Source organism: Rhodococcus sp. NPDC058521 (assembly GCF_042719695.1).
Taxonomy (GTDB): domain Bacteria; phylum Actinomycetota; class Actinomycetes; order Mycobacteriales; family Mycobacteriaceae; genus Rhodococcus_F.
Window position 1 is genome coordinate 691,755 of the sequence record NZ_JBHXNL010000001.1, and the last position, 21,293, is coordinate 713,047.

General features: G+C 64.2%; 19 protein-coding genes and 2 tRNA genes. 13 read left to right on the plus strand and 8 right to left on the minus strand.

What is annotated here, in order from left to right; all coding sequences use genetic code 11:
• Complete coding sequence (locus tag ACFWO3_RS03295) at positions 1 to 1,152, minus strand: PQQ-dependent sugar dehydrogenase (protein WP_378573636.1); 1,152 nt, start codon at positions 1,150 to 1,152, stop codon at positions 1 to 3.
• A gap of 97 nt (positions 1,153 to 1,249) precedes the next feature.
• Here ACFWO3_RS03295 and ACFWO3_RS03300 point away from each other — a divergent pair, with 97 nt between their 5' ends.
• Positions 1,250 to 2,035, plus strand: coding sequence for a DoxX family protein (locus tag ACFWO3_RS03300; RefSeq protein WP_378574018.1), 786 nt, complete (start codon positions 1,250 to 1,252; stop codon positions 2,033 to 2,035).
• Positions 2,036 to 2,093: 58 nt separating this feature from the next.
• On the opposite strand, the gene ACFWO3_RS03305 is transcribed toward ACFWO3_RS03300, so the two are convergent.
• The 3 genes from ACFWO3_RS03305 to ACFWO3_RS03315 form a co-directional block, all read right to left on the minus strand.
• Entirely contained in the window at positions 2,094 to 3,629 is a 1,536-nt protein-coding gene (locus ACFWO3_RS03305) for an amino acid permease (RefSeq protein WP_378573638.1), read from the minus strand.
• Positions 3,630 to 3,860: 231 nt separating this feature from the next.
• Entirely contained in the window at positions 3,861 to 5,702 is a 1,842-nt protein-coding gene (gene ilvD / locus ACFWO3_RS03310; protein ID WP_378573640.1) for a dihydroxy-acid dehydratase, read from the minus strand.
• 52 nt (positions 5,703 to 5,754) lie between these two features.
• On the minus strand, positions 5,755 to 6,204 hold the full coding sequence (locus ACFWO3_RS03315; protein ID WP_378574021.1) for a PH domain-containing protein: 450 nt from the start codon (positions 6,202 to 6,204) through the stop codon (positions 5,755 to 5,757).
• A 268-nt stretch (positions 6,205 to 6,472) separates the two neighbouring features.
• Here ACFWO3_RS03315 and ACFWO3_RS03320 point away from each other — a divergent pair, with 268 nt between their 5' ends.
• From ACFWO3_RS03320 to ACFWO3_RS03340, 5 genes are all read left to right on the plus strand, one after another.
• Positions 6,473 to 8,398, plus strand: coding sequence for an acetolactate synthase large subunit (locus tag ACFWO3_RS03320; protein WP_378573642.1), 1,926 nt, complete (start codon positions 6,473 to 6,475; stop codon positions 8,396 to 8,398).
• A complete protein-coding gene (ilvN, locus tag ACFWO3_RS03325) occupies positions 8,395 to 8,898 on the plus strand; it encodes an acetolactate synthase small subunit (RefSeq protein WP_378573644.1) in 504 nt (167 codons plus the stop codon). Before ACFWO3_RS03320 ends, ilvN begins: the two co-directional genes overlap by 4 nt.
• 52 nt (positions 8,899 to 8,950) lie before the next feature.
• Entirely contained in the window at positions 8,951 to 9,952 is a 1,002-nt protein-coding gene (gene ilvC, locus ACFWO3_RS03330) for a ketol-acid reductoisomerase (protein WP_378574023.1), read from the plus strand.
• Between the two features lie 201 nt (positions 9,953 to 10,153).
• On the plus strand, positions 10,154 to 11,746 hold the full coding sequence (gene serA, locus ACFWO3_RS03335; RefSeq protein ID WP_378573646.1) for a phosphoglycerate dehydrogenase: 1,593 nt from the start codon (positions 10,154 to 10,156) through the stop codon (positions 11,744 to 11,746).
• A complete protein-coding gene (locus ACFWO3_RS03340; protein WP_378573648.1) occupies positions 11,743 to 12,753 on the plus strand; it encodes a 3-isopropylmalate dehydrogenase in 1,011 nt (336 codons plus the stop codon). Before serA ends, ACFWO3_RS03340 begins: the two co-directional genes overlap by 4 nt.
• Here the strand turns inward: ACFWO3_RS03340 and ACFWO3_RS03345 are convergent.
• Complete coding sequence (locus tag ACFWO3_RS03345; protein ID WP_378573651.1) at positions 12,750 to 13,955, minus strand: MFS transporter; 1,206 nt, start codon at positions 13,953 to 13,955, stop codon at positions 12,750 to 12,752. The genes ACFWO3_RS03340 and ACFWO3_RS03345 overlap by 4 nt on opposite strands.
• A gap of 87 nt (positions 13,956 to 14,042) precedes the next feature.
• Between ACFWO3_RS03345 and ACFWO3_RS03350 the strand changes: the two genes are divergently transcribed.
• From ACFWO3_RS03350 to ACFWO3_RS03365, 4 genes are all read left to right on the plus strand, one after another.
• Positions 14,043 to 14,816 (plus strand): fumarylacetoacetate hydrolase family protein, encoded by a 774-nt coding sequence (locus tag ACFWO3_RS03350; protein WP_378573653.1) that lies wholly within the window; start codon positions 14,043 to 14,045, stop codon positions 14,814 to 14,816.
• A 66-nt stretch (positions 14,817 to 14,882) separates the two neighbouring features.
• Complete coding sequence (gltX, locus tag ACFWO3_RS03355; protein ID WP_378573655.1) at positions 14,883 to 16,358, plus strand: glutamate--tRNA ligase; 1,476 nt, start codon at positions 14,883 to 14,885, stop codon at positions 16,356 to 16,358.
• Between the two features lie 133 nt (positions 16,359 to 16,491).
• A tRNA-Gln gene (locus tag ACFWO3_RS03360) sits at positions 16,492 to 16,563 on the plus strand.
• A 75-nt stretch (positions 16,564 to 16,638) separates the two neighbouring features.
• Positions 16,639 to 16,714 (plus strand) — tRNA-Glu (locus ACFWO3_RS03365).
• 59 nt (positions 16,715 to 16,773) lie between these two features.
• Here the strand turns inward: ACFWO3_RS03365 and ACFWO3_RS03370 are convergent.
• The 3 genes from ACFWO3_RS03370 to ACFWO3_RS03380 all read right to left on the minus strand — a co-directional run bounded on the left by ACFWO3_RS03370 (position 16,774) and on the right by ACFWO3_RS03380 (position 18,237).
• On the minus strand, positions 16,774 to 16,938 hold the full coding sequence (locus ACFWO3_RS03370; protein WP_378573657.1) for a DUF5302 domain-containing protein: 165 nt from the start codon (positions 16,936 to 16,938) through the stop codon (positions 16,774 to 16,776).
• Positions 16,939 to 17,015: 77 nt separating this feature from the next.
• A complete protein-coding gene (locus ACFWO3_RS03375) occupies positions 17,016 to 17,513 on the minus strand; it encodes a pyridoxamine 5'-phosphate oxidase family protein (RefSeq protein WP_378573659.1) in 498 nt (165 codons plus the stop codon).
• A gap of 22 nt (positions 17,514 to 17,535) precedes the next feature.
• The gene (locus ACFWO3_RS03380) at positions 17,536 to 18,237 is read right to left on the minus strand and encodes an IclR family transcriptional regulator (protein ID WP_378573661.1); all 702 of its coding nucleotides are present in this window, start codon (positions 18,235 to 18,237) and stop codon (positions 17,536 to 17,538) included.
• 117 nt (positions 18,238 to 18,354) lie between these two features.
• On the opposite strand from ACFWO3_RS03380, the gene leuC reads away from it, so the two are divergent.
• From leuC to ACFWO3_RS03395, 3 genes are all read left to right on the plus strand, one after another.
• A complete protein-coding gene (gene leuC, locus ACFWO3_RS03385) occupies positions 18,355 to 19,776 on the plus strand; it encodes a 3-isopropylmalate dehydratase large subunit (protein WP_378573663.1) in 1,422 nt (473 codons plus the stop codon).
• Between the two features lie 27 nt (positions 19,777 to 19,803).
• A complete protein-coding gene (gene leuD, locus ACFWO3_RS03390; protein ID WP_378573665.1) occupies positions 19,804 to 20,412 on the plus strand; it encodes a 3-isopropylmalate dehydratase small subunit in 609 nt (202 codons plus the stop codon).
• Positions 20,413 to 20,570: 158 nt separating this feature from the next.
• Positions 20,571 to 21,293, plus strand: coding sequence for an HU family DNA-binding protein (locus tag ACFWO3_RS03395; protein WP_378573667.1), 723 nt, complete (start codon positions 20,571 to 20,573; stop codon positions 21,291 to 21,293).

Sequence of the window (21,293 nt, forward strand, 5' to 3'; positions counted from 1 at the left end):
TCAGTCGAATCCGCCGCCGCCGGACGGCAGTGGCATCTTCACGACGCGGTCGTCGTTGGGTCCGGGTTCGCCACCGTCCTTGTTGACGGTGCCGACCCAGATCTGACCGTCTTCGCCCAGGGCCGCGCCGTTCAGTCGGCCGTAGCGGTCCTTGGCGACGACGGACGGCGCCGCGGACACCGCGCCGGTGGGGTCGGCGGCGAGCGCCGAAAGCGCCTTGCCCTCGTCGAGTGAAACGGCGACGACGCCCTCGGCCGCAACGCAGCCACCCACACCTGGATGCTCGGGCCAGGTCCATACGGGTGAGGTCACCGAACCGTCTGCGCCGACCCGCTGCAGTCGATCCTCGAGTGCCGTCCGGTCGGTCACCCAGGTTGCGATGCCGGGGTCCACACAGACCCCGCCTGCCGTGCCGATCCCGGACAGCACGACCTGGGGTGGCGGCTGCGCGCCGGCGGGCGCGGGGGAGAGTGCGGTGACCTTCAGCAGTTTTCCGGCCAGGGATGCGGGGTTTGCCGCCGCTGCGGGATCGCCGCCGTCTCCGGTGAGCACCATCAGATCGGTCGGGCTCGAGAACTCGAGCGACCCGCTGTTGCCGGATTCGCCGCGGGGAATCCCACTGAGAATTTCCTTGGCGCTGTCACCCGGTGCGATGCGGACGATGCGGTTGTCGCTGCCGGAGGTGGCGTACGCGTAGATCAGATTGTCTTCCGCGAACGTCGGTGACAGCGCTATGTCGAGGAGGCCTCCGCCGGAACCGCCGTCGACGTCGACGTGCGCGATCTCGCGAGGTTCCTGCCCCTGCGTCACCTCGAGGATGCGGCCGCTGCGCCGTTCGGCAACGATCGCCGTGGTGCCGCCGGGCAGCGTGACGAGCCCGCCTGTCGAGTCGAGACAAGTGGCGACCACGGCCGGGTCCGGGTCCTCACAAGGCCCGAGGGGACCACGTGGCGGCTCCGGTGAGGTGGTTTCCGGGGCTTCGCTCTCGGGATGGACGTCGACGGGAGCTTCAGAGGGTTCCGGGCTGAACGGCGACGATGCCGACTCGTCGAACTGGGCGCACCCGCTGACCAATGCGGCCGTGACCCCGAACGCTGCCAGGCTCACCACCGATTTGTTGCGCGTCGCCTTGCGCCACCCACCCACAGTCATGGGTCAGACGTTACGGAAGGCGGCGGGTGTGCCGCCACGCCGGTTCGCTTACCGCTCGCAGCGGCCGTCCAGACTTACCCTGGTCCACGTGACCGACATGCCGAAAGACCCCAGCAAGTCGTCCCCTTCGGATGGGCTGCCCAGTTCCGACGACGAACTCGACTTCGGCGACACCGCAGGTGGCGGATTGCCGACCGAGCAGATTCCGACGTATTCGGCGATGTCCGAGCAGTCGGAACAGTACGTGTCGCAGCAGCCCACCGAGATCCTGTCGGCCCCGGCGCCCGCGACGTCCGCGTCGGACTCGGATTTTGCCGCGACTCCCGTGTCGAGTCGTTCCGACGAGGACGAGTCCGATCGCAAGTCCGGGCGAGGCACGCTCGATCTCGGTTTGCTGTGCCTGCGAGTTGCGGTCGGTGCCATCGCCCTGGTTCACGGTCTCCAGAAGCTCGTCGGTCTGTGGGACGGTCCCGGTCTCGACGGCTTCGAGAGCACCCTGGCGGACGCCGGATTCGACCATGCGAAGCCACTGGCGATACTCGGTGCGGTAGGCGAGGTTGCCGGTGGTGCACTGCTGATTCTCGGTCTGCTGACACCGTTCGCGGCTGCGTCGGTGCTGGCGGTGATGATCAACGCGTGGGCGTTCCGGCAGATTGCGGCGCCCGGCCTCGAGTTCTTCGCCCCGGCGGGTACCGAGTACGAAACGCTCCTCGGCGTCTGTGCAGGTGTCATCATCCTGACCGGTCCCGGCCGTATCTCATTCGACGGCAGAAGGGGCTGGGCCACCCGTCCGTTCGTCGGCTCGTTCGTCGTACTGCTCCTCGGTATCGCAGCAGGCGTGTGCACCTGGATCTTCCTGAACGGCGCCAACCCCCTCATCTGACTTCCCGACCAATGTCACACCGGTTCAGCTCACGCGAACTGGTGTGACATTCGTCAGGTCAGTTTTCGACGAATGCGGGGATCGTCTCTTCCTCTGGCGAGTCGGCCGGAGCTTTCAGGCGGCGGCCGAGTACCGAGTGCCTGCGGCTGTAGACGAAGTAGACCACCACTCCGAGAGCCATCCAGGCGAGGAACCGGATCCACGTTTCCACCGACAGGTTCAGCATCAGCCATCCGCAGGCAACGACGGCAAGGATCGGGACGAGCGGGACGAGGGGAACGCGGAAGCCGCGCTTCAGGTCGGGCCGGGTGCGCCGCAGAACGACGACACCGATGCACACGAGCACGAATGCGAACAGGGTGCCGATGTTGACCATTTCCTCGAGAACGCCCATCGGGAAGAACGCGGCGAGGAAACCGACGACCAAGGCGACGACGAGAGTGATTCGGACCGGGGTGCCCTTGTTGCCGGTTCGCGCGAGTTGCTTGGGCATGAGGCCGTCCCTGGACATCGCGAACAGCACACGGGTCTGACCGAGCATCATGACCATGACGACCGTGGTGAGACCGGCGAGCCCGCCGAAGTTGATCGCCGTCTGAGCCCAGGCAATTCCGTGTGCCTCGAATGCCGTTGCGAGGGTTGCACTGCTGTCGCCGACGAGCGGGCTGCCTGTGCGCAGGTCCGTGTAGTGGACCATGCCGGTGAGTACCAGCGTGACGGCGACGTAGAGAACCGTCACGATCGCCAGGGAGCCGAGAATGCCGCGAGGAAGTGCCTTCTGGGGGTTCTTGGTTTCCTCGGCCGTAGTGGCTACGACGTCGAATCCGATAAAGGCGAAGAAGACGAGGCTGGCTGCGGCAAGCAATCCGTACCAGCCGTAGCTGCTTCCTTCCGCGCCGGTGAGGAACGAGAACAGGCTCTGGTGAACCCCGCTGGCGGTGCTGTCCGCGCCTTCACTCGACGGAATGTACGGCGAGTAGTTCTCTTTCTTGATGTAGAAGGCGCCCACCGTCACGACCAGAAGCACCACGGCAATTTTGATCGCGGTGATGACGGCCGACACCCGTGAGGACATCTTGGTTCCGGAGAGCAGGACCACGGTGATCGCGCCGACGATGATCAGTGCGCCCCAGTCGAAGTCGAGGGGTCCGAGGTGGGCGGTCGTCGAGCCACTGAAGCCGAGGACGTTGCCGAGATACAGCGACCAGCCCTTGGCGACGACGGCGGACGCGAGTGCGAACTCGAGGATCAGGTCCCAACCGATGATCCACGCGACGAACTCACCGAAAGTGGCGTACGAGAAGGTGTATGCGCTACCCGCGACCGGCACCGTCGACGCGAACTCCGCGTAACACAGGGCAGCGAGGGCGCAGGCGATCGCTGCGAGCACGAAGGCCAACGAGATGGACGGTCCCGCAACGTTTCCTGCCGTACGCGCCGTGAGTGTGAAGATTCCGGCGCCGATCACCACGGCGACGCCGAACACGGTCAGGTCCTTGGCCGTCAGCTCACGGCGGAGTCGACTTCCGGGTTCGTCCGTATCCGCGATGGATTGCTCGACGGATTTGGTTCGCCAAATGCCGACTCCGGGCATGGGTACTCCTCGATTGGTACTGAGACTGTGATTCAGGTCTCATTGATGAATTGAGGGAACCATTGGTGATCGGTCTGCGCAAGGAAACGTGAACAGACTGATCGAACTGATCAGTCGACAGCGATCGAGGCGGGTTCGAACTGCGCGGACCGCTCATTTCCCGCCCCCCGACGAATGTCACACCGGTTCGCGTGAGCTGAACCGGTGTGACATTCGTCGAGGAAGTTGGGTCTACGGAACCTGGCGCACCGCGCCCTTGTCCGCAGACGTTGCGAGTGCCGCGTAGGCGCGCAGCGCCGTCGTGACGGTGCGCTGGCGGTCGACGGGCTGCCAGGGGCGCTCGCGTGCTTCCATCTTGGCACGTCGCTCGGCAAGCACGTCGTCGTCCACCAGAACCTCGAGGGCGCGGGTCGCGACGTCGATGCGGATACGGTCACCGTTCTCGACGAGTCCGATGACACCGCGAGATGCGGCCTCCGGGGAGATGTGTCCGATCGAAAGTCCCGATGTGCCACCCGAGAAGCGTCCGTCGGTGATGAGGGCGCACTTCTTGCCGAGGCCTGCGCCCTTCAGGAATGCGGTGGGGTGCAGCATCTCCTGCATTCCCGGACCGCCGGACGGTCCCTCGTAACGAACCACCAGAACGTCGCCTTCGCTGATCTTCTTCTGCAAGATCGCGGAGACGGCTTCTTCTTGGGACTCCACCACCAGAGCCGGGCCCTCGAATGTGAAGAGGTCCTCGTCGATTCCGGCCGTCTTGAGGATGGCTCCGTCGACCGCGATGTTGCCGCGCAGCACCACGAGGCCACCCTCGACCGTGTAGGCGTTCTCGATGTCGCGGATGCAACCACCCGTCGCATCGGTGTCCAGCGAGGACCAACGGTTCTCGGTCGAGAACGGTTCGGTGGTGCGGACGCCACCCGGGGCCGCGTGGAACAGCTCGAGAGCTTCCTCGGTTGCCTTGCCCGACCGGATGTCCCATTCGTCGAGCCACTGATCGAAACTCGGAGTGTGGACCGTGGAGACCTCGGTCTCGAGCAGTCCGCCTCGGCGGAGTTCGCCCAGCAGGGCAGGGATTCCGCCGGCGCGGTGCACGTCCTCCATGTGGTAATCGGAGTTGGGGGAGACCTTCGACAAGCAAGGCACCTTGCGGCTGATCGCGTCGATGGTGTCGAGGTCGAAATCGACCTCGCCCTCCTGTGCGGCGGCAAGTGTGTGCAGGACGGTGTTGGTCGAGCCACCCATCGCCACGTCGAGTGCCATTGCGTTGCGGAAGGCCGCGGGGGTGGCGATGTTGCGGGGGAGTACCGACTCGTCTTCGTCGCGGTAGTACTTCAGCGCAGCTTCGACGACGGTGGTGCCCGCCCGGTTGAACAGCGCGCGTCGCGCCTCGTGCGTGGCGAGCGTGGATCCGTTGCCCGGCAAGGCGAGGCCCAACGCCTCGGTGAGGCAGTTCATCGAGTTTGCCGTGAACATCCCCGAGCAGGAACCACACGTCGGGCACGCGCTGAGCTCCACCTCCGAGAGTCCTTCGTCCGACACTGCGCTGTTGGCGCTCGCGGAAATCGCGGTGATGAGGTCGGTGGGTGCCTGGGCGACGCCGTCGACGATTACGGCCTTGCCGGCTTCCATCGGGCCGCCGGACACGAACACGGTCGGAACGTTCAGTCGCATTGCGGCATTCAGCATTCCGGGAGTGATCTTGTCGCAGTTGGAGATACAGACGAGCGCATCGGCCGTGTGCGCATTGACCATGTATTCGACGGAATCAGCGATGATCTCGCGACTCGGCAGAGAGTAGAGCATCCCGCCGTGGCCCATGGCGATGCCGTCGTCCACTGCGATGGTGTGGAATTCGCGCGGAACACCGCCCGCTGCCCGTACTGCCTCGGCGACGATTTCGCCGACGTCCTTGAGGTGAACGTGACCGGGAACGAACTGCGTGTACGAGTTCGCAATCGCGACGATCGGTTTCCCGAAGTCCGAGTCGGTCATGCCGGTGGCGCGCCAGAGTGCGCGCGCGCCTGCGGCGTTTCGTCCTGCGGTGGTGGTTCGAGACCTCAGCGGGGGCATGAATTATTCCTTATATGGGCTGATAGAACTGCATCTCAACGCTACTCGCGAGCTATTGCTCGGATTCGCGGGGTCCTTCTTCCTCGGCGGCGGCCTGCGCGGCGTACGGGTCGGGTACGCGACCGCGACTGGCCTCGGAGATCTGCGGAAGTCGGTCGAAGGTGACGACAGGGAGCCTGACCTCGCCGCCATCGACGAGTGCCGCACGCGCCCAACCGCGGTCCGGGAAGCGGAAGCCGGCGATCTCGCTCCATGCCAGCTTCCGGGTGCCGGCGAGGTAGCGAAGTTCGAGTCCCTCTTCGGTGACCGTCGTGCGTAAACGGGCAACCCAGATGCACGCAACGATCGGAGCGATCAGTAGCCACCCGAAGGCGAGTGGCCAGCCGAAGACGGGGAACGTCACGGCGAACAGGAGAAACGCGCACCCGATGTATGCGAGTGGCGAAATCCGTATGACCTGCCGGGAGGTGTTCGGCGTATGGGATGATGGACGTGGTGGCACGGGCTGCTGCGAAGTTGACACCTCTACATCTTCGCACTGCAGCCGACGTATCCTACATTCTGGGACGGTCGACTCACCAAGTTTGACTGTTCACCATTTACGCGCCTACCGTCGAGTGCGTGAAACAGAATGAGTTGCTCGTAATCGACTGGCGCGTCGTCGCCTGAGTCGATTCCTCAACTCGCCAGATAACGACGCGCCACCCTCGTACAGCATTGTGCTGACGGGGGTTTTTTGTTGCCCGGAGCCAGAATCAGAGGATTTTCCAGTGAGCGCACCAACTGCACGGCCCCAACCCACACCGCGGAAGGCGGCTGCTGCCGGCCCCGCCGCGGCAGCAGCAACACCGACGGGTAGCCGCCGCCAACTCGCCCCCGAGCGAGTCACCGGCGCGCAGTCGGTCGTTCGCGCCCTCGAGGAACTCGAGGTCGACACGGTCTTCGGGCTCCCGGGTGGGGCAGTACTTCCGGTCTACGACCCGCTCTTCGACTCGAAGAAGGTTCGGCACGTCCTCGTCCGGCACGAGCAGGGTGCGGGACACGCCGCCACCGGCTACGCCCAGGCGACCGGCAAGGTCGGTGTGTGCATGGCCACCTCCGGTCCAGGTGCAACCAACCTGGTCACACCCTTGGCCGACGCGCAGATGGACTCGGTTCCCGTCGTCGCCATCACCGGGCAGGTCGCACGCAGCCTCATCGGCACCGACGGCTTCCAGGAAGCCGATATCTCGGGCATCACGATGCCGATCACCAAGCACAACTTCCTGATCACCGATGCCGTCGACATCCCGCGGATCATCGCGGAGGCATTCCACCTCGCCGAGAGTGGACGTCCGGGCGCTGTGCTCGTCGACATCCCCAAGGACATTCTGCAGGCCCAGACCACGTTCTCGTGGCCGCCGGAGATGCGTCTGCCCGGGTATCGGCCGGTCACGAAGCCGCACGGCAAGCAGGTTCGCGAGGCGGCACGCCTTATCACCGATGCCAAGCGGCCCGTTCTGTACGTGGGCGGAGGTGTGATCAAGTCCGACTCCTCGCCCGAACTGCTCGAACTGGCCGAGCTGACCGGCATCCCGGTCGTCACCACGCTGATGGCTCGGGGCGCGTTCCCGGACAGCCACAAGCTGAACTGTGGCATGCCCGGTATGCACGGAACCGTTGCTGCTGTCGCGGCATTGCAGAAGAGCGACCTGCTGATCACCCTCGGTGCGCGATTCGACGACCGGGTGACCGGCCAGCTCAGCTCGTTCGCGCCGGACGCCAAGGTGATCCATGCGGACATCGACCCGGCGGAGATCGGTAAGAACCGCTACGCGGACGTCCCGATCGTCGGTGACTGCAAGGAGGTCATCGGTGAACTGATCGAGGCCGTCAAGGCGGACCTGGCGACGGGAACGAAGTTCGCCCTGTCCGAGTGGTGGGCCTACCTCGACGACATCCGCAGCACTTACCCGTTGGCATACGACCGCCCCAGCGACGGCGCGCTGTCGCCAGAGTTCGTGATCCAGGCCGTCGGTAGGCTCGCCGGCCCGGACGCGATCTACTGCGCGGGCGTCGGCCAGCACCAGATGTGGGCTGCACAGTTCGTGAACTACGAGAAGCCTCGCACCTGGCTCAACTCTGGCGGTCTCGGCACGATGGGCTACGCCGTCCCGGCCGCCATGGGCGCGAAGATGGGCATGCCGGACTCCGAGGTCTGGGCCATCGACGGTGACGGCTGCTTCCAGATGACCAACCAGGAACTCGCGACGTGTGCCGTCGAGGGTGTTCCCATCAAGGTGGCGCTCGTCAACAACGGAAACCTCGGAATGGTGCGTCAGTGGCAGACCCTCTTCTACGAGGAGCGCTACTCGAACACCAACCTCGGTACGCACGGTGCGGTCCGGATCCCGGACTTCGTGAAGCTCGCGGAAGCGTTGGGCTGCCACGGCATCCGAGTCGAGCGTGAAGAGGATGTGGAAGCCGCGATCCGCGAGGCACAGTCGATCAACGACCGTCCGGTCGTCATCGACTTCATCGTCGGTGCCGATGCTCAGGTGTGGCCGATGGTCGCCGCAGGCACGAGTAACGACGAAATCATGGCGGCGCGGGGCATCCGTCCGCTGTTCGACGAAGACGAAGCGGTCGCCGAACCGGCCGTCATTCACGAAGCCATGGATCGCGAGATGCGTTCCGCCGAGGAGGACCAGCAGTGAGCACGAGCCACACCCTCAGCGTTCTCGTCGAGGACAAGCCGGGCGTGCTGGCCAGAGTTGCCGCACTGTTCTCCCGTCGTGGATTCAACATCGAGTCGCTCGCCGTCGGTGGTACCGAGATCCCTGAGATCTCGCGTATGACCATCGTCGTCACGGTCGACGAGTTTCCCCTCGAGCAGGTGACGAAGCAGCTCAACAAGCTGGTCAACGTCATCAAGATCGTCGAACAGGACGGTGACGCCTCGGTCGCGCGTGAGCTCGTGCTGATCAAGGTGCGGGCCGATGCGAGTGTGCGGACCCAGGTCATCGAGACGGTGAACCTGTTCCGCGCCAAGGTGATCGACGTTTCTCCCGAGTCGGTCACGATCGAGGCGACCGGAACCCGGTCGAAGCTCGACGCTCTCCTGCGCATGCTCGACCCGTACGGTATTCGGGAGATCGTGCAATCCGGTGTGGTGGCCGTCGGTCGCGGGCCGAAGTCCATCACCGCCACCCGCTAGTACTGAATTCGAGAAGAACACCCAAGAAAGAGGTTGAGAAGTGGCAGTCGAGATGTTCTATGACGACGATGCCGATCTGTCGATCATCCAGGGCCGCAAGGTTGCTGTGATCGGCTACGGGAGCCAGGGCCACGCGCATTCGCTGAGCCTGCGTGACTCGGGTGTCGATGTGCGCATCGGCCTCAAGGAGGGCTCGAAGTCGCGTGCCAAGGCAGAGGAGCAGGGCCTGACGGTCGGTACTCCCGCCGAGGTTTCCGAGTGGGCCGACGTGATCATGCTGCTCGCACCCGACACCGCACAGGCGTCGATCTTCACCGCCGACATCGAGCCCAATCTGAAGGACGGCGACGCCCTCTTCTTCGGACACGGACTCAACATCCACTTCGACCTGATCAAGGCTCCGGAGTTCGTCACCGTCGGCATGGTCGCACCGAAGGGCCCCGGCCACCTCGTGCGTCGTCAGTTCGTCGACGGCAAGGGCGTTCCCGCGCTCATCGCAGTCGACCAGGATCCGAAGGGTGAGGGCCAGGCTCTTGCTCTGTCCTACGCCAAGGGCATCGGGGGCACCCGCGCGGGCGTCATCAAGACCACGTTCAAGGAAGAGACCGAGACCGACCTCTTCGGCGAGCAGGCCGTTCTCTGTGGTGGCACCGAAGAACTGGTCAAGACCGGTTTCGAGGTCATGGTCGAGGCCGGATACGCACCCGAGATGGCGTACTTCGAGGTTCTGCACGAGCTCAAGCTCATCGTCGACCTCATGTACGAGGGTGGCATCGCGCGCATGAACTACTCGGTGTCCGACACCGCCGAGTTCGGTGGCTACCTCTCCGGTCCGCGCGTCATCGACGCCGACACCAAGGAGCGCATGAAGGCGATCCTCGCGGACATCCAGTCCGGTGAGTTCACCCGTCGCCTGGTCGCGAACGTCGAGAACGGCAACACCGAGCTCGAGGGCCTGCGCAAGGAGAACGCCGAGCACCCGATCGAGGTCACGGGCAAGAAGCTGCGCGACCTGATGAGCTGGGTCGATCGCCCCATCACCGAAACCGCCTGAGTTTCGTGGCCCGAACCGGCCCGGTAGTCGCGAATGCGGCGCCGGGCCGGTTTCGTTTCGGCCGTGCGTGTCTGTAAGCGAAATCACGACCGAAGTTCCACTATGTGGTATTGCGGACCAGGATACGGTTTCGGCGTGAGTACACACTAAGCTGGGTGTGTTCGAATCATCCCCACATCCACCTATCCAGGGAGTTTGCACGTGAGCCAGCCAGGCCGTCCTGTAGTACTGATCGCCGACAAGCTCGCCCAATCGACCGTCGATGCGCTCGGCGACAGCGTCGAGGTGCGATGGGTCGACGGCCCGGACCGTCCCGCGCTGCTCGCTGCCGTCCCGGAAGCGGATGCACTGCTGGTGCGTTCGGCCACCAAGGTCGATGCGGACGTGCTGGCCGCCGCCACGAAGCTGAAGATCGTCGGTCGCGCCGGTGTCGGTCTCGACAACGTCGACATCCCGGCTGCCACCGAGCGCGGCGTGATGGTCGTGAACGCACCCACCTCGAACATTCACTCGGCCGCGGAGCACGCAGTCGCGCTGCTGATGTCGACCGCCCGTCAGGTCCCGGCAGCCGATCGCACGCTGCGTGAGAACACCTGGAAGCGCTCGAGCTTCAACGGCACCGAGATCCTCGGTAAGACCATCGGCGTCGTGGGCCTCGGACGCATCGGTCAGCTGTTCGCGCAGCGGCTCGCCGCCTTCGAGACCGAGATCATCGCGTACGACCCCTACCTGCCTGCAGCTCGCGCAGCCCAGCTCGGTATCGAACTGGTCGATATCGACGAGCTCGTCGAGCGCGCTGACTTCATCTCGGTGCACCTTCCGAAGACCAAGGAAACGGCCGGCCTGATCAATGCCGATCGTCTCGCTCGCGCCAAGGACGGCGTCATCATCGTCAACGCCGCCCGCGGTGGGCTCATCGACGAGGACGCTCTCTACGACGCTCTCGTGTCCGGCAAGGTCGGCGGCGCCGGCCTCGACGTCTTCGAGTCCGAGCCGTGCACTGATTCGAAGCTGTTCGACCTGCCGAACACGGTCGTCACCCCGCACCTCGGTGCATCCACCTCGGAAGCTCAGGACCGCGCGGGCATCGACGTCGCGAAGTCCGTGTTGCTCGCGCTCGCAGGCGAGTTCGTACCGGATGCCGTCAACGTCAGTGGTGGCCCGGTCGGTGAAGAGGTTGCACCGTGGCTCGACCTGGTGCGCAAGCTCGGTCTCCTGGCCGGCACCCTGTCCACCGACGCGGTCCAGACCGTTCAGGTCGTCGCCAGTGGCGAACTGTCGGCGGAGAAGGTCGACATTCTCGGTCTGGCCGCGCTGCGCGGTGTCTTCTCGGCGTCCAGTGACGAGGCTGTCACCTTCGTCAACGCCCCGCAGATCGCGGAGCAGCGTGGCGTATCCGTCGCGGTCGAAACCCACTCCGAGGCGTCCACGCATCGCAGCGCCGTCGAGGTGCGTGCGGTGTCCGGTGACGGTGCAGTCACCACGGTGACCGGCGCACTCACCGGCCTGCAGCAGGTCGAGAAGATCGTGAACGTCAACGGTCGCAGCTTCGATCTGCGCGCACAGGGACAGAACCTGGTCGTCCACTACACCGACCGCCCCGGCGTTCTCGGAACGCTCGGTACGGTGCTCGGCAACGCCGAGGTCGACATTCAGGCCGCTGCCCTCAGCCAGGACGCAGAGGGCGAAGGCGCTACCGTGATCCTGCGTGTGAGCAAGGTCGTCGGTGATGCCGAGGTCGAGGCGATCTCGTCTCGGCTCGACGCCCGTGTCGAGCAGGTCGATCTGTCGTGAAGCTCGCGGTAATTCCTGGTGACGGCATCGGTGTCGAGGTCACTGCCGAGGCACTGAAGGTGCTGAAGAAGCTGGTTCCCGACCTGGAAACCACCGAGTACGACCTCGGCGCGCGTCGCTACAACGCAACCGGCGAATTGCTGCCCGAGGGCGACCTCGCCGCGATTCGTGAGCACGACGCGATCCTTCTCGGCGCAATCGGCGATCCGTCGGTGACCCCGGGTGTGCTCGAGCGCGGACTGCTGCTCAACATGCGTTTCGCACTCGACCACCACGTGAACCTGCGTCCGTCGCAGCTGTATCCGGGTTCGAAGTCACCATTGGCGGCGCAGCCGGACATCGACTTCGTGGTTGTGCGTGAGGGCACCGAGGGTCCGTACACGGGCAACGGCGGTGCGATCCGAGTGGGCACACCACACGAGATCGCCACCGAGGTTTCGATCAACACCTGGTTCGGCGCCGAGCGCGTCGTCCGGTACGCGTTCGCGCTGGCGCAGACTCGGAACAAGCACGTGACGTTGATCCACAAGACGAATGTGTTGTCGAACGCGGGTGCGATCTGGACCCGTGCAGTCGAAACGGTCTCGGCCGAGTACCCGGAGGTCGCGACGGCGTACTGCCACATCGACGCCGCAACCATCTACATGGTCACCGACCCGTCCCGCTTCGACGTGATCGTCACGGACAACCTGTTCGGTGACATCGTCACCGATCTTGCCGGTGCGGTCACAGGCGGAATCGGGCTGGCGGCGTCGGGCAACATCGATGCTTCGGGCACCAATCCGTCGATGTTCGAGCCGGTACACGGAAGTGCGCCGGACATCGCGGGCCAGGGCATTGCCGATCCGACAGCCGCAATTCTGTCGGCAGCGCTGTTGTTGCGGCACCTCGGCCGGGCCGAGGATGCAGCCCGCGTCGAGGCTGCTGTCGAGGCAGACCTTGCTTCGCGTGGTGACTCGAAGGTCGTCACCACCGAGGTGGGTGACCGGATCGCCGCGGCGATCTAGCGCGAATCTCGTTCGCGCTCTACGGGAATCACCGGTATCGCGGCGGCGGGGAACGCCGCCGCGATACCGAATGCCAGCGGGAAACTTGCCGCGCCGATGATCGCTCCGAACACCGGAGGCACTACGGATGCGGCCACGAACTGACCGGTGTTCTGCATTCCGAGCGCGCGGCCACTCCAGAACGGGCCGGCGATCTCGGCCACGGCGGTGAACGCCAGTCCGTTCGGTGCCACGGTGGCGATCGAGGCCGCCATCATCACGATCACCGCCACCGTGAAGTCGAACTGGTCGGTCACCGCGAGCAGGAGCATGAGGCTGCACCCTGTCGCCGCCACGACGCGCATCGGACGCAGGCGCGCGCCGACTCGGTCCGACCAGTAACCCACCGCGATACGTCCCGCTGCGCCGAGCAGTTGGGAAGCGGTGATCATCAGTCCCGCAGACGTGGCGTCCCAGCTACGTTCGGAGATCAGCCATACGAGGGCGTAGGTCCACACGGTGTACTGCGGCACCACGAGGAGAACCGACGCGGCATGGATGCGCCACAGTACGGCGCTGCTGCGGTAGGGATTGTCGAGCAGTCCCAGTTCGGCTGCGGCACCACGTTCGGGTCTGGGCGGGTCGACGATTCCGATGATGCTTGCGGCGGCGGCGATCGCGCACACGGCTGCTGGAAGAGTCAGCGCCCATCCGACTCCGCGTGAACCGGCGATCATTGGGATCGTCATTGCAGCACAGGCGATTCCGAGTGGCAGCGACATCTGTCGGATACCCATTGCCAGCCCCCGTCGTTCGGGTGGGAACCAACCCACCACGACCCGGCCACTGGCGGCGTTGGCCGCCGAGGCCGCCATGCCTGCGGCGACGAGAAAGACTGTGATCCAGGGGAGTGACGGTGCGAGAGCGGCTCCGGTCGTAGCGAGAGCAGCCAGGCCGAGGCCGGCGCCCAGGACCGTACGTTCGCCGAATCTGTCGGCCAGTCCTCCCCACAGGACGAGTGTGAACATGACGCCCACCGTGGGCGCTGCGACGACGATTCCGGTGTGTGCCAACGTCAGTCCGTGATCCCGCTGGAGCGTCGGGATGAGGAAGGCCACGCCGTTCACGAGTATCGCCTGCGCAGCCTGCGCGAACATGCCGAGCGCGAGCATCCACCACTTGCGTGCCGAGGGTTCGGTGTTCGTGTCCGAAGGCGTTCGCATCAAGTCTCGCATTCTGGGATCGGGTTCCCATAAATTGGTACACGAGCGAAGTCTATACCTCCATGTCGATCCGATAGACTCGGCGCCATGCGTCTAGGTCGAGTGGCAAGCCCGGATGGGGTCGCGTTCGTGAGCATCGAGGGTGACGGTGACGATGCCCGAGCCAAGGAGATCGCCGAACATCCCTTCGGCAACCCCACGTTCACGGGCCGTAGCTGGGCCCTGGCGGACGTCCGTCTGCTCGCCCCGATTCTCGCGAGCAAGGTCGTCTGCGTGGGCAAGAACTACTCGGCGCACGCCGCCGAGATGGGCAGTGAGGCACCCGAGGATCCGGTGATCTTCCTCAAGCCGAACACCTCCATCGTCGGTCCCGGTGCGCCGATCATGCTTCCGGAGTCCTCGTCGGAGGTGCACTACGAGGGCGAACTCGCCGTCGTGATCGGGCGCCCCTGCAAGGACGTCCCGGCAGCCAAAGCGCTCGACGTCGTGCTCGGTTACACGGCCGCCAACGACGTGTCGGCGCGCGATCACCAGCGGAAAGACGGCCAGTGGACTCGCGCCAAGAGCCACGACACCTTCTGCCCTCTCGGCCCCTGGATCGAGACTTCACTCGACCCGTCCGACCTCGACGTGAAGACGGAGGTCGACGGTGTCGAGAAGCAGAACAGCAATACTGCACTCTTGTTGCACACGGTCCCCGAGATCATCGAATGGGTTTCTTCGATCATGACGCTCCTGCCGGGCGACGTCATTCTCACCGGCACCCCGGAGGGTGTGGGACCGATCGTCGACGGTCAGACCGTGGCCGTCACCATCGGTGGAGTCGGAACCCTGAGCAACCCCGTCGTGTCCAAGCGCTGAGTAGTCCGAGCGCCGAGTACTAGCCTGTCAGACGACCACGCTTTTCCACGCCGACCCGAGTGAGCCATGAGCACCAGCGAAGTTCGTGTCCGATTCTGTCCGTCGCCTACCGGAACCCCGCACGTGGGTCTGGTCCGCACAGCCCTGTTCAACTGGGCCTTCGCCCGACACCACGAGGGTTCGTTCGTGTTTCGTATCGAGGACACCGATGCGGCCCGCGACAGTGAGGACTCGTACCAGGCGATCCTCGATGCCTTGCGGTGGTTGGGCCTCGACTGGGACGAGGGGCCGGAGGTCGGTGGACCGTATGCGCCGTACCGGCAGTCACAACGGCGCGATCAACACCTCGAGGTCGTGGCCCAGCTGTTGGCCGCGGGGGAGGCGTACGAGTCCTTCTCCACACCGGAAGAGGTCGAGGAACGCCACAAGGCCGCCGGCCGCGATCCGAAGTTGGGTTACGACAATTTCGATCGTGATCTGAGCGCCGAGCAGCGAGAGGCGTATCTGGCCGAGGGGCGAAAGCCGGTGGTGCGGTTGCGTATGCCCGACCACGATCTGACGTGGCACGACCTCGTGCGCGGGGAAACCACCTTCAAGGCAGGCACCGTCCCGGACTTCGCGCTCACTCGGGGAAGCGGAATTCCCCTCTACACATTGGTCAATCCGGTCGACGATGCGTTGATGAAGATCACTCACGTGCTTCGCGGCGAGGACCTGTTGTCTTCCACACCGCGGCAGCTCGCACTGTACGAGGCGCTCGAGCGGATCGGGGTTGCAGACTTCACACCGGAGTTCGGCCACCTTCCGTTCGTCATGGGGCAGGGCAACAAGAAACTCTCCAAGCGTGATCCTGAGTCGAACCTCTTCATCCATCGTGATCGCGGATTCGTGCCGGAGGGGTTGCTCAACTACCTCGCTCTTCTCGGTTGGGGCATCTCGGACGATCACGACGTGTTCTCACTCGACGAGATGGTTGCCGCATTCGACATCACGAAGGTCAATTCCAACCCCGCACGGTTCGACCAGAAGAAGGCCGATGCGATCAACGCCGAGCACATCCGTCGGCTCGACCCGGTGGACTTCCGGGATCGGCTCCGCGAGTACCTGACGCATCACGGCCATCTCGTCAGCGCGATCGACGACGACGTGTTCGCCACCGCGGCCGAACTGGTGCAGACCCGAATCGTCGTTCTCTCGGACGCGTGGGACCTGTTGAAGTTCCTGTTCGTGGACGAGTCGGATTTCATCGTGGACGAGGCCGCTGCCGCCAAGAATCTGAAGGAGGATTCGGCTTCCGTCCTGGACGCCGCGATCGACGCTCTCGACTCCACTGGAGAATGGACTGCGGGATCGATCGAGGATGCCCTCAAGGCGTCGCTCATCGACGGTCTGGGGCTCAAGCCGCGCAAGGCGTTCGCGCCTGTTCGCGTAGGCGTCACCGGCTCGCACATCAGCCCTCCGCTCTACGAGTCCATGGAACTGCTGGGGAAGGACACTTCGCTGGCTCGTCTGCGTGCGGCGCGCGCATTCGTCAGTAGGTGATCCGAGCGCATCGGCGCTCAAAAATGCCCTCTGACCATACGATTTGGTAAACCACACCGGGGGGCTGGTAATCTCTTCCTCGGCCCGATGCGGTCCGCGAAGCGTTTGCGCCGAGCGAATCGAGCAAGGCCATTGGGGTATGGTGTAATTGGCAACACAGCGGTTTCTGGTACCGCCATTCTAGGTTCGAGTCCTGGTACCCCAGCGGAAATTCGGTCGATTTTGACACCGAACTTCGGCAAGCTAAGCTTGCGGAGCTTCCAAGAAGAATCAAGTTCCTGGCCCCGTCGTCTAGCGGCCTAGGACGCCGCCCTCTCAAGGCGGTAGCGCGGGTTCGAATCCCGTCGGGGCTACCAAACAAGAAGTCCTCCGATCGATGATCGGAGGACTTCTTCGTTTTCTCGGGTGTCGCGGCTTATCCGGTCTTGCGACGGAAGTCGCGCTTGTGGTCGGCAGGACCGTGCGCGTCGTGGATCTTGGATCGCGAATCCTTGTGATCCACGGAATGCGAGTCCGTGTGATTCTTTCGTTCCAGCGCCTCGCGGAACTTCTGTTTCGTCTCGTCGCTTGATTCGGTCACGATGCCTCCTCGATAACGGTGTGTATGTGAAGCTACGCCGAAGACCGAGGAATGGCCCGTGATTTGTTCGGGCCGATCTATCGGTGATGCGAGGTGTTACCTGCGACCGGCATCGCGGGAATTCCGAGTTTTCGATGATCCCACGACCGGATTCGTTCGGGAACCGTTCGGACGACGACTCGGTTGTCCAGCAACTGCTCGATCGCGGGACGCAGGTCGTCGCTGTACGGGCCGGTGTACCTCTCCCACACGCTGACCCCCACGGCGAAGGCGGCGTCGGCATCGTCGACGATCTCACCGCGGCCTTCGATGGACACACCGCGCAATGTGTCGTAGGTGTCGCCGTCCTCGATGAGGAGCGTGATCCGATCGTCGCGGCGAATGTTCACCGCCTTCTGCGACTTGGATTTCGTTTCGAACCAGATCTCGCCATCGACGACCGCGTACCACATGGCGACGAGGTGAGGTGTTCCCGATTTCCCGATGGTCGCCAGAGTGGCCACCCGGCTGCGTTCCACGAACGTGGTGATCTCGTCCTCGCTCATCGTGATCTGAGCGCGTTGATTGTTGCCCAAGGTCTTGCTCCTTCTCGTCGGTTCAGAGGCGCTTGTGGAGTGCTTCGGCGGCGGCGAGGAGATCCGCCGCCCAGCGGGCGCCGGGTCGACGGCCCATTCGGTCGATGGGGCCGGAGACGGAGATGGCTGCGATCACAGCGCCGTTCGAATCCCGGACGGGCGCCGCGACGCTGGCGACACCTTGTTCGCGTTCGGCGGCGCTCTGGGCCCATCCTCTGCGGCGTACCTCGAGAAGAACGCGTTCGCCGAACGACGCCTCGGGGAGGATGGCACGCTGTGTCTGTGGGTCGGACCAGGCGAGCAGGACCTTGGCGCCCGAGCCTGCGGTCATGGGCAGGCGTGCGCCGACGAGTACGGTGTCGCGCAGACCCGCAGGGGGTTCCATCGAGGCGATGCAGATCCGTTGGGTGCCCTCGCGCCGGTACAGCTGGACGCTTTCGCCGGTGATCTCGCGGAGTCTCGGTAGGACGAGTGCTGCTGCCGAGACCAGTGGGTCGTTCGCGGTGGCGGCCAGCTCGGCCAATCCGGGACCGGGGCACCAGAGCCCGTCGTTGTCGCGGGCGAGTAGGCGGTGGACCTCGAGTCCGACGGCAAGGCGATGAGCCGTCGCGCGTGGAAGCCCTGTCTTTCCGCACAGTTCGGTGAGGCTGCACGGCTCTTCTGCGACCGCGTGCAGCACGCCCATGGCTTTGTCGAGGACCCCGATGCCGCTATGCTGTCTCATAGGACGATACCAACTTCTCGCATATTGGGATCATAGCGCACTCGTCGATCCTTGTGGGCATCCCGAGAAGAGAGTTGGCGTACGGCCGGAACATTGCGCACAGCAGCACGTACAGAGGTGGAGCAGATGGTAGTGAAAGCACGCACCCTTGCCGAGAAGGTTTGGGACGATCACGTCGTCGTCCGAGGTGAAGACGGCAAACCGGACCTCATCTACATCGACCTCCATCTCGTGCACGAGGTGACGAGTCCCCAGGCTTTCGACGGTCTCCGGCTGGCCGGCCGCGGTCTCCGTCGCCCCGACCTCACCATTGCGACCGAAGACCACAACGTGCCGACGGTCGACATCGACAAGCCGATCGCGGATCCGGTCTCGAAGACTCAGGTCGACACCCTGCGCCGCAACTGCGAGGAGTTCGGGGTTCGCCTGCACCCCATGGGTGACATCGATCAGGGCATCGTTCACGTCGTGGGCCCACAGCTCGGACTGACCCAGCCCGGAATGACTGTGGTGTGCGGCGACAGCCACACCTCGACCCACGGCGCATTCGGTGCGCTGGCAATGGGAATCGGGACGAGTGAGGTCGAGCACGTCATGGCGACGCAGACGCTGTCGTTGCGTCCGTTCAAGACCATGGCGATCACCGTCGACGGCGTATTACCTCCTGGCGTCACCAGCAAGGACCTCATTCTGGCCGTCATCGCGAAGATCGGTACCGGCGGTGGACAGGGTTACGTTCTCGAATATCGGGGCGAAGCAATCCGGAACATGTCCATGGAAGCGCGGATGACGATCTGCAACATGTCGATCGAGGCTGGTGCTCGTGCCGGAATGATCGCACCGGACGAGGTGACGTACGAATTCGTCAAGGGACGCCCGCATGCGCCGCGGGGTGCCGACTGGGACGCCGCGGTGGCCGCATGGGAACAGCTGAAGACGGACGAAGGTGCCGCGTTCGACAACGAGGTCCATATCGACGCATCCGAGCTCACCCCGTTCGTCACGTGGGGAACCAATCCCGGGCAAGGACTTCCATTGGGTGAGAAGGTTCCCGATCCCGCGGACATCGTCGACGAGAGTGAACGTCACGCTGCCGAAAAGGCATTGACCTACATGGGACTGGAGGCGGGGACGCCGCTTCGTGACGTCCGGGTCGACACCGTGTTCGTCGGATCCTGCACCAACGGCCGAATCGAAGACCTCCGAGCTGTTGCCGAGGTCCTCCGGGGACGCCATGTGGCAGAAGGTGTCCGAATGCTCGTCGTCCCGGGCTCGATGCGAGTCCGTGCGCAAGCCGAGGAAGAAGGACTGGGCGAGATTTTCGCGGAGGCAGGTGCGGAGTGGCGGCAGGCCGGTTGTTCGATGTGCCTGGGAATGAACCCGGATCAGATCGCACCTGGGGAGCGTTCCGCATCCACGTCCAACCGGAACTTCGAAGGCAGACAGGGCAAAGGTGGGCGTACGCACCTCGTCTCGCCCTTGGTGGCTGCGGCAACTGCGGTTCGCGGAACATTGTCGGCGCCGTCGGATCTGGTCTAGGACCGAAAGAATTTAGGAGATATTTCGATGGAACCCTTTATCACGCACAAAGGGATCGGTGTTCCGCTGCGGCGTTCGAACGTCGATACCGACCAGATCATTCCTGCCGTCTACCTGAAAAGGGTGACACGCACGGGATTCGAGGACGGGCTGTTCGCCGCATGGCGTAACGACCCCGAATTCGTTCTCAACGTCTCGCCCTACGACAAGGGTTCGGTGTTGGTCGCCGGCCCCGACTTCGGTACCGGATCGTCTCGCGAACATGCGGTATGGGCGCTATCGGACTTCGGTTTTCGGGTCGTGATCGCCTCTCGGTTCGCAGATATCTTCCGCGGGAACGCCGGCAAGGCCGGGTTGCTCGCAGCGCAAGTGGTCCAGCCCGACGTGGAACTGCTGTGGAAATTGCTCGACGAGCAGCCCGGGCTCGAATTGACCGTCGATCTCGAGAATCGAACCGTGGCGGCCGGAACAACCGTGGTGCGCTTTGACATTGACGACTACACGAGATGGCGCCTATTGGAGGGTCTGGACGATATCGGACTGACGTTGCGCCAGGTAGAGGCGATTTCGGAGTTCGAAAAGTCAAGGCCTTCATGGAAACCAGAGACCCTCCCCGGGGGCGTCGACGCGAACTGAATCGCTACGACCACGGTCGAATCCGGCGCCATTCGCGCCATGGAATTGATGCCACATCCAATGAGAATTGGCGTGGCACATAGACTCCTGCCGTATTCGGGTTTACCGTGGTTCGTAGTCGGTCCGAAGAAGGACCATTAGTTTGCGGAGGAATTTCAATGAACAAGGCAGAGCTCATCGATGTTCTGACCGAGAAACTGGGGTCGGACAGGCGGACGGCGACTGATGCAGTCGAGCATGTGGTGGACACGATCGTTCGCGCCGTTCATCGCGGCGAGAGCGTGACGATCACCGGATTCGGAGTTTTCGAGCAGCGTCGCCGCGCGGCACGTGTGGCGCGCAATCCGCGCACCGGCGAGACCGTGAAGGTCAAGCCGACATCGGTTCCCGCCTTCCGCCCCGGTGCCCAGTTCAAGGCTGTTATCGCCGGCGGCCAGAAGCTTCCGTCTTCCGGTCCGGCCGTAAAGCGCGGTGCTGCAGCGCCCGCGAAGAAGACGGCAGCCAAGAAGACTGCGGCAAAGAAGGCGGCTGCCAAGAAGACAGCGGCGAAGAAGACTGCGGCAAAGGCACCTGCCAAGACCGCAGCAAAGAAGACCGCAGCGAAGAAGACTGCGGCAAAGGCACCTGCCAAGACCACCGCGAAGAAGACTGCGGCGAAGAAGGCACCCGCCAAGACCACTGCCAAGAAGACTGCGGCAAAGAAGGCACCCGCCAAGACCACTGCCAAGAAGACTGCGGCAAAGAAGGCACCCGCCAAGACCACCGCGAAGAAGACTGCGGCGAAGAAGGCACCCGCCAAGACCACCGCGAAGAAGACTGCGGCGAAGAAGGCACCCGCCAAGAAGACAACCGCCAAGAAGGCTTCCGCGCGGCGGAAGTAG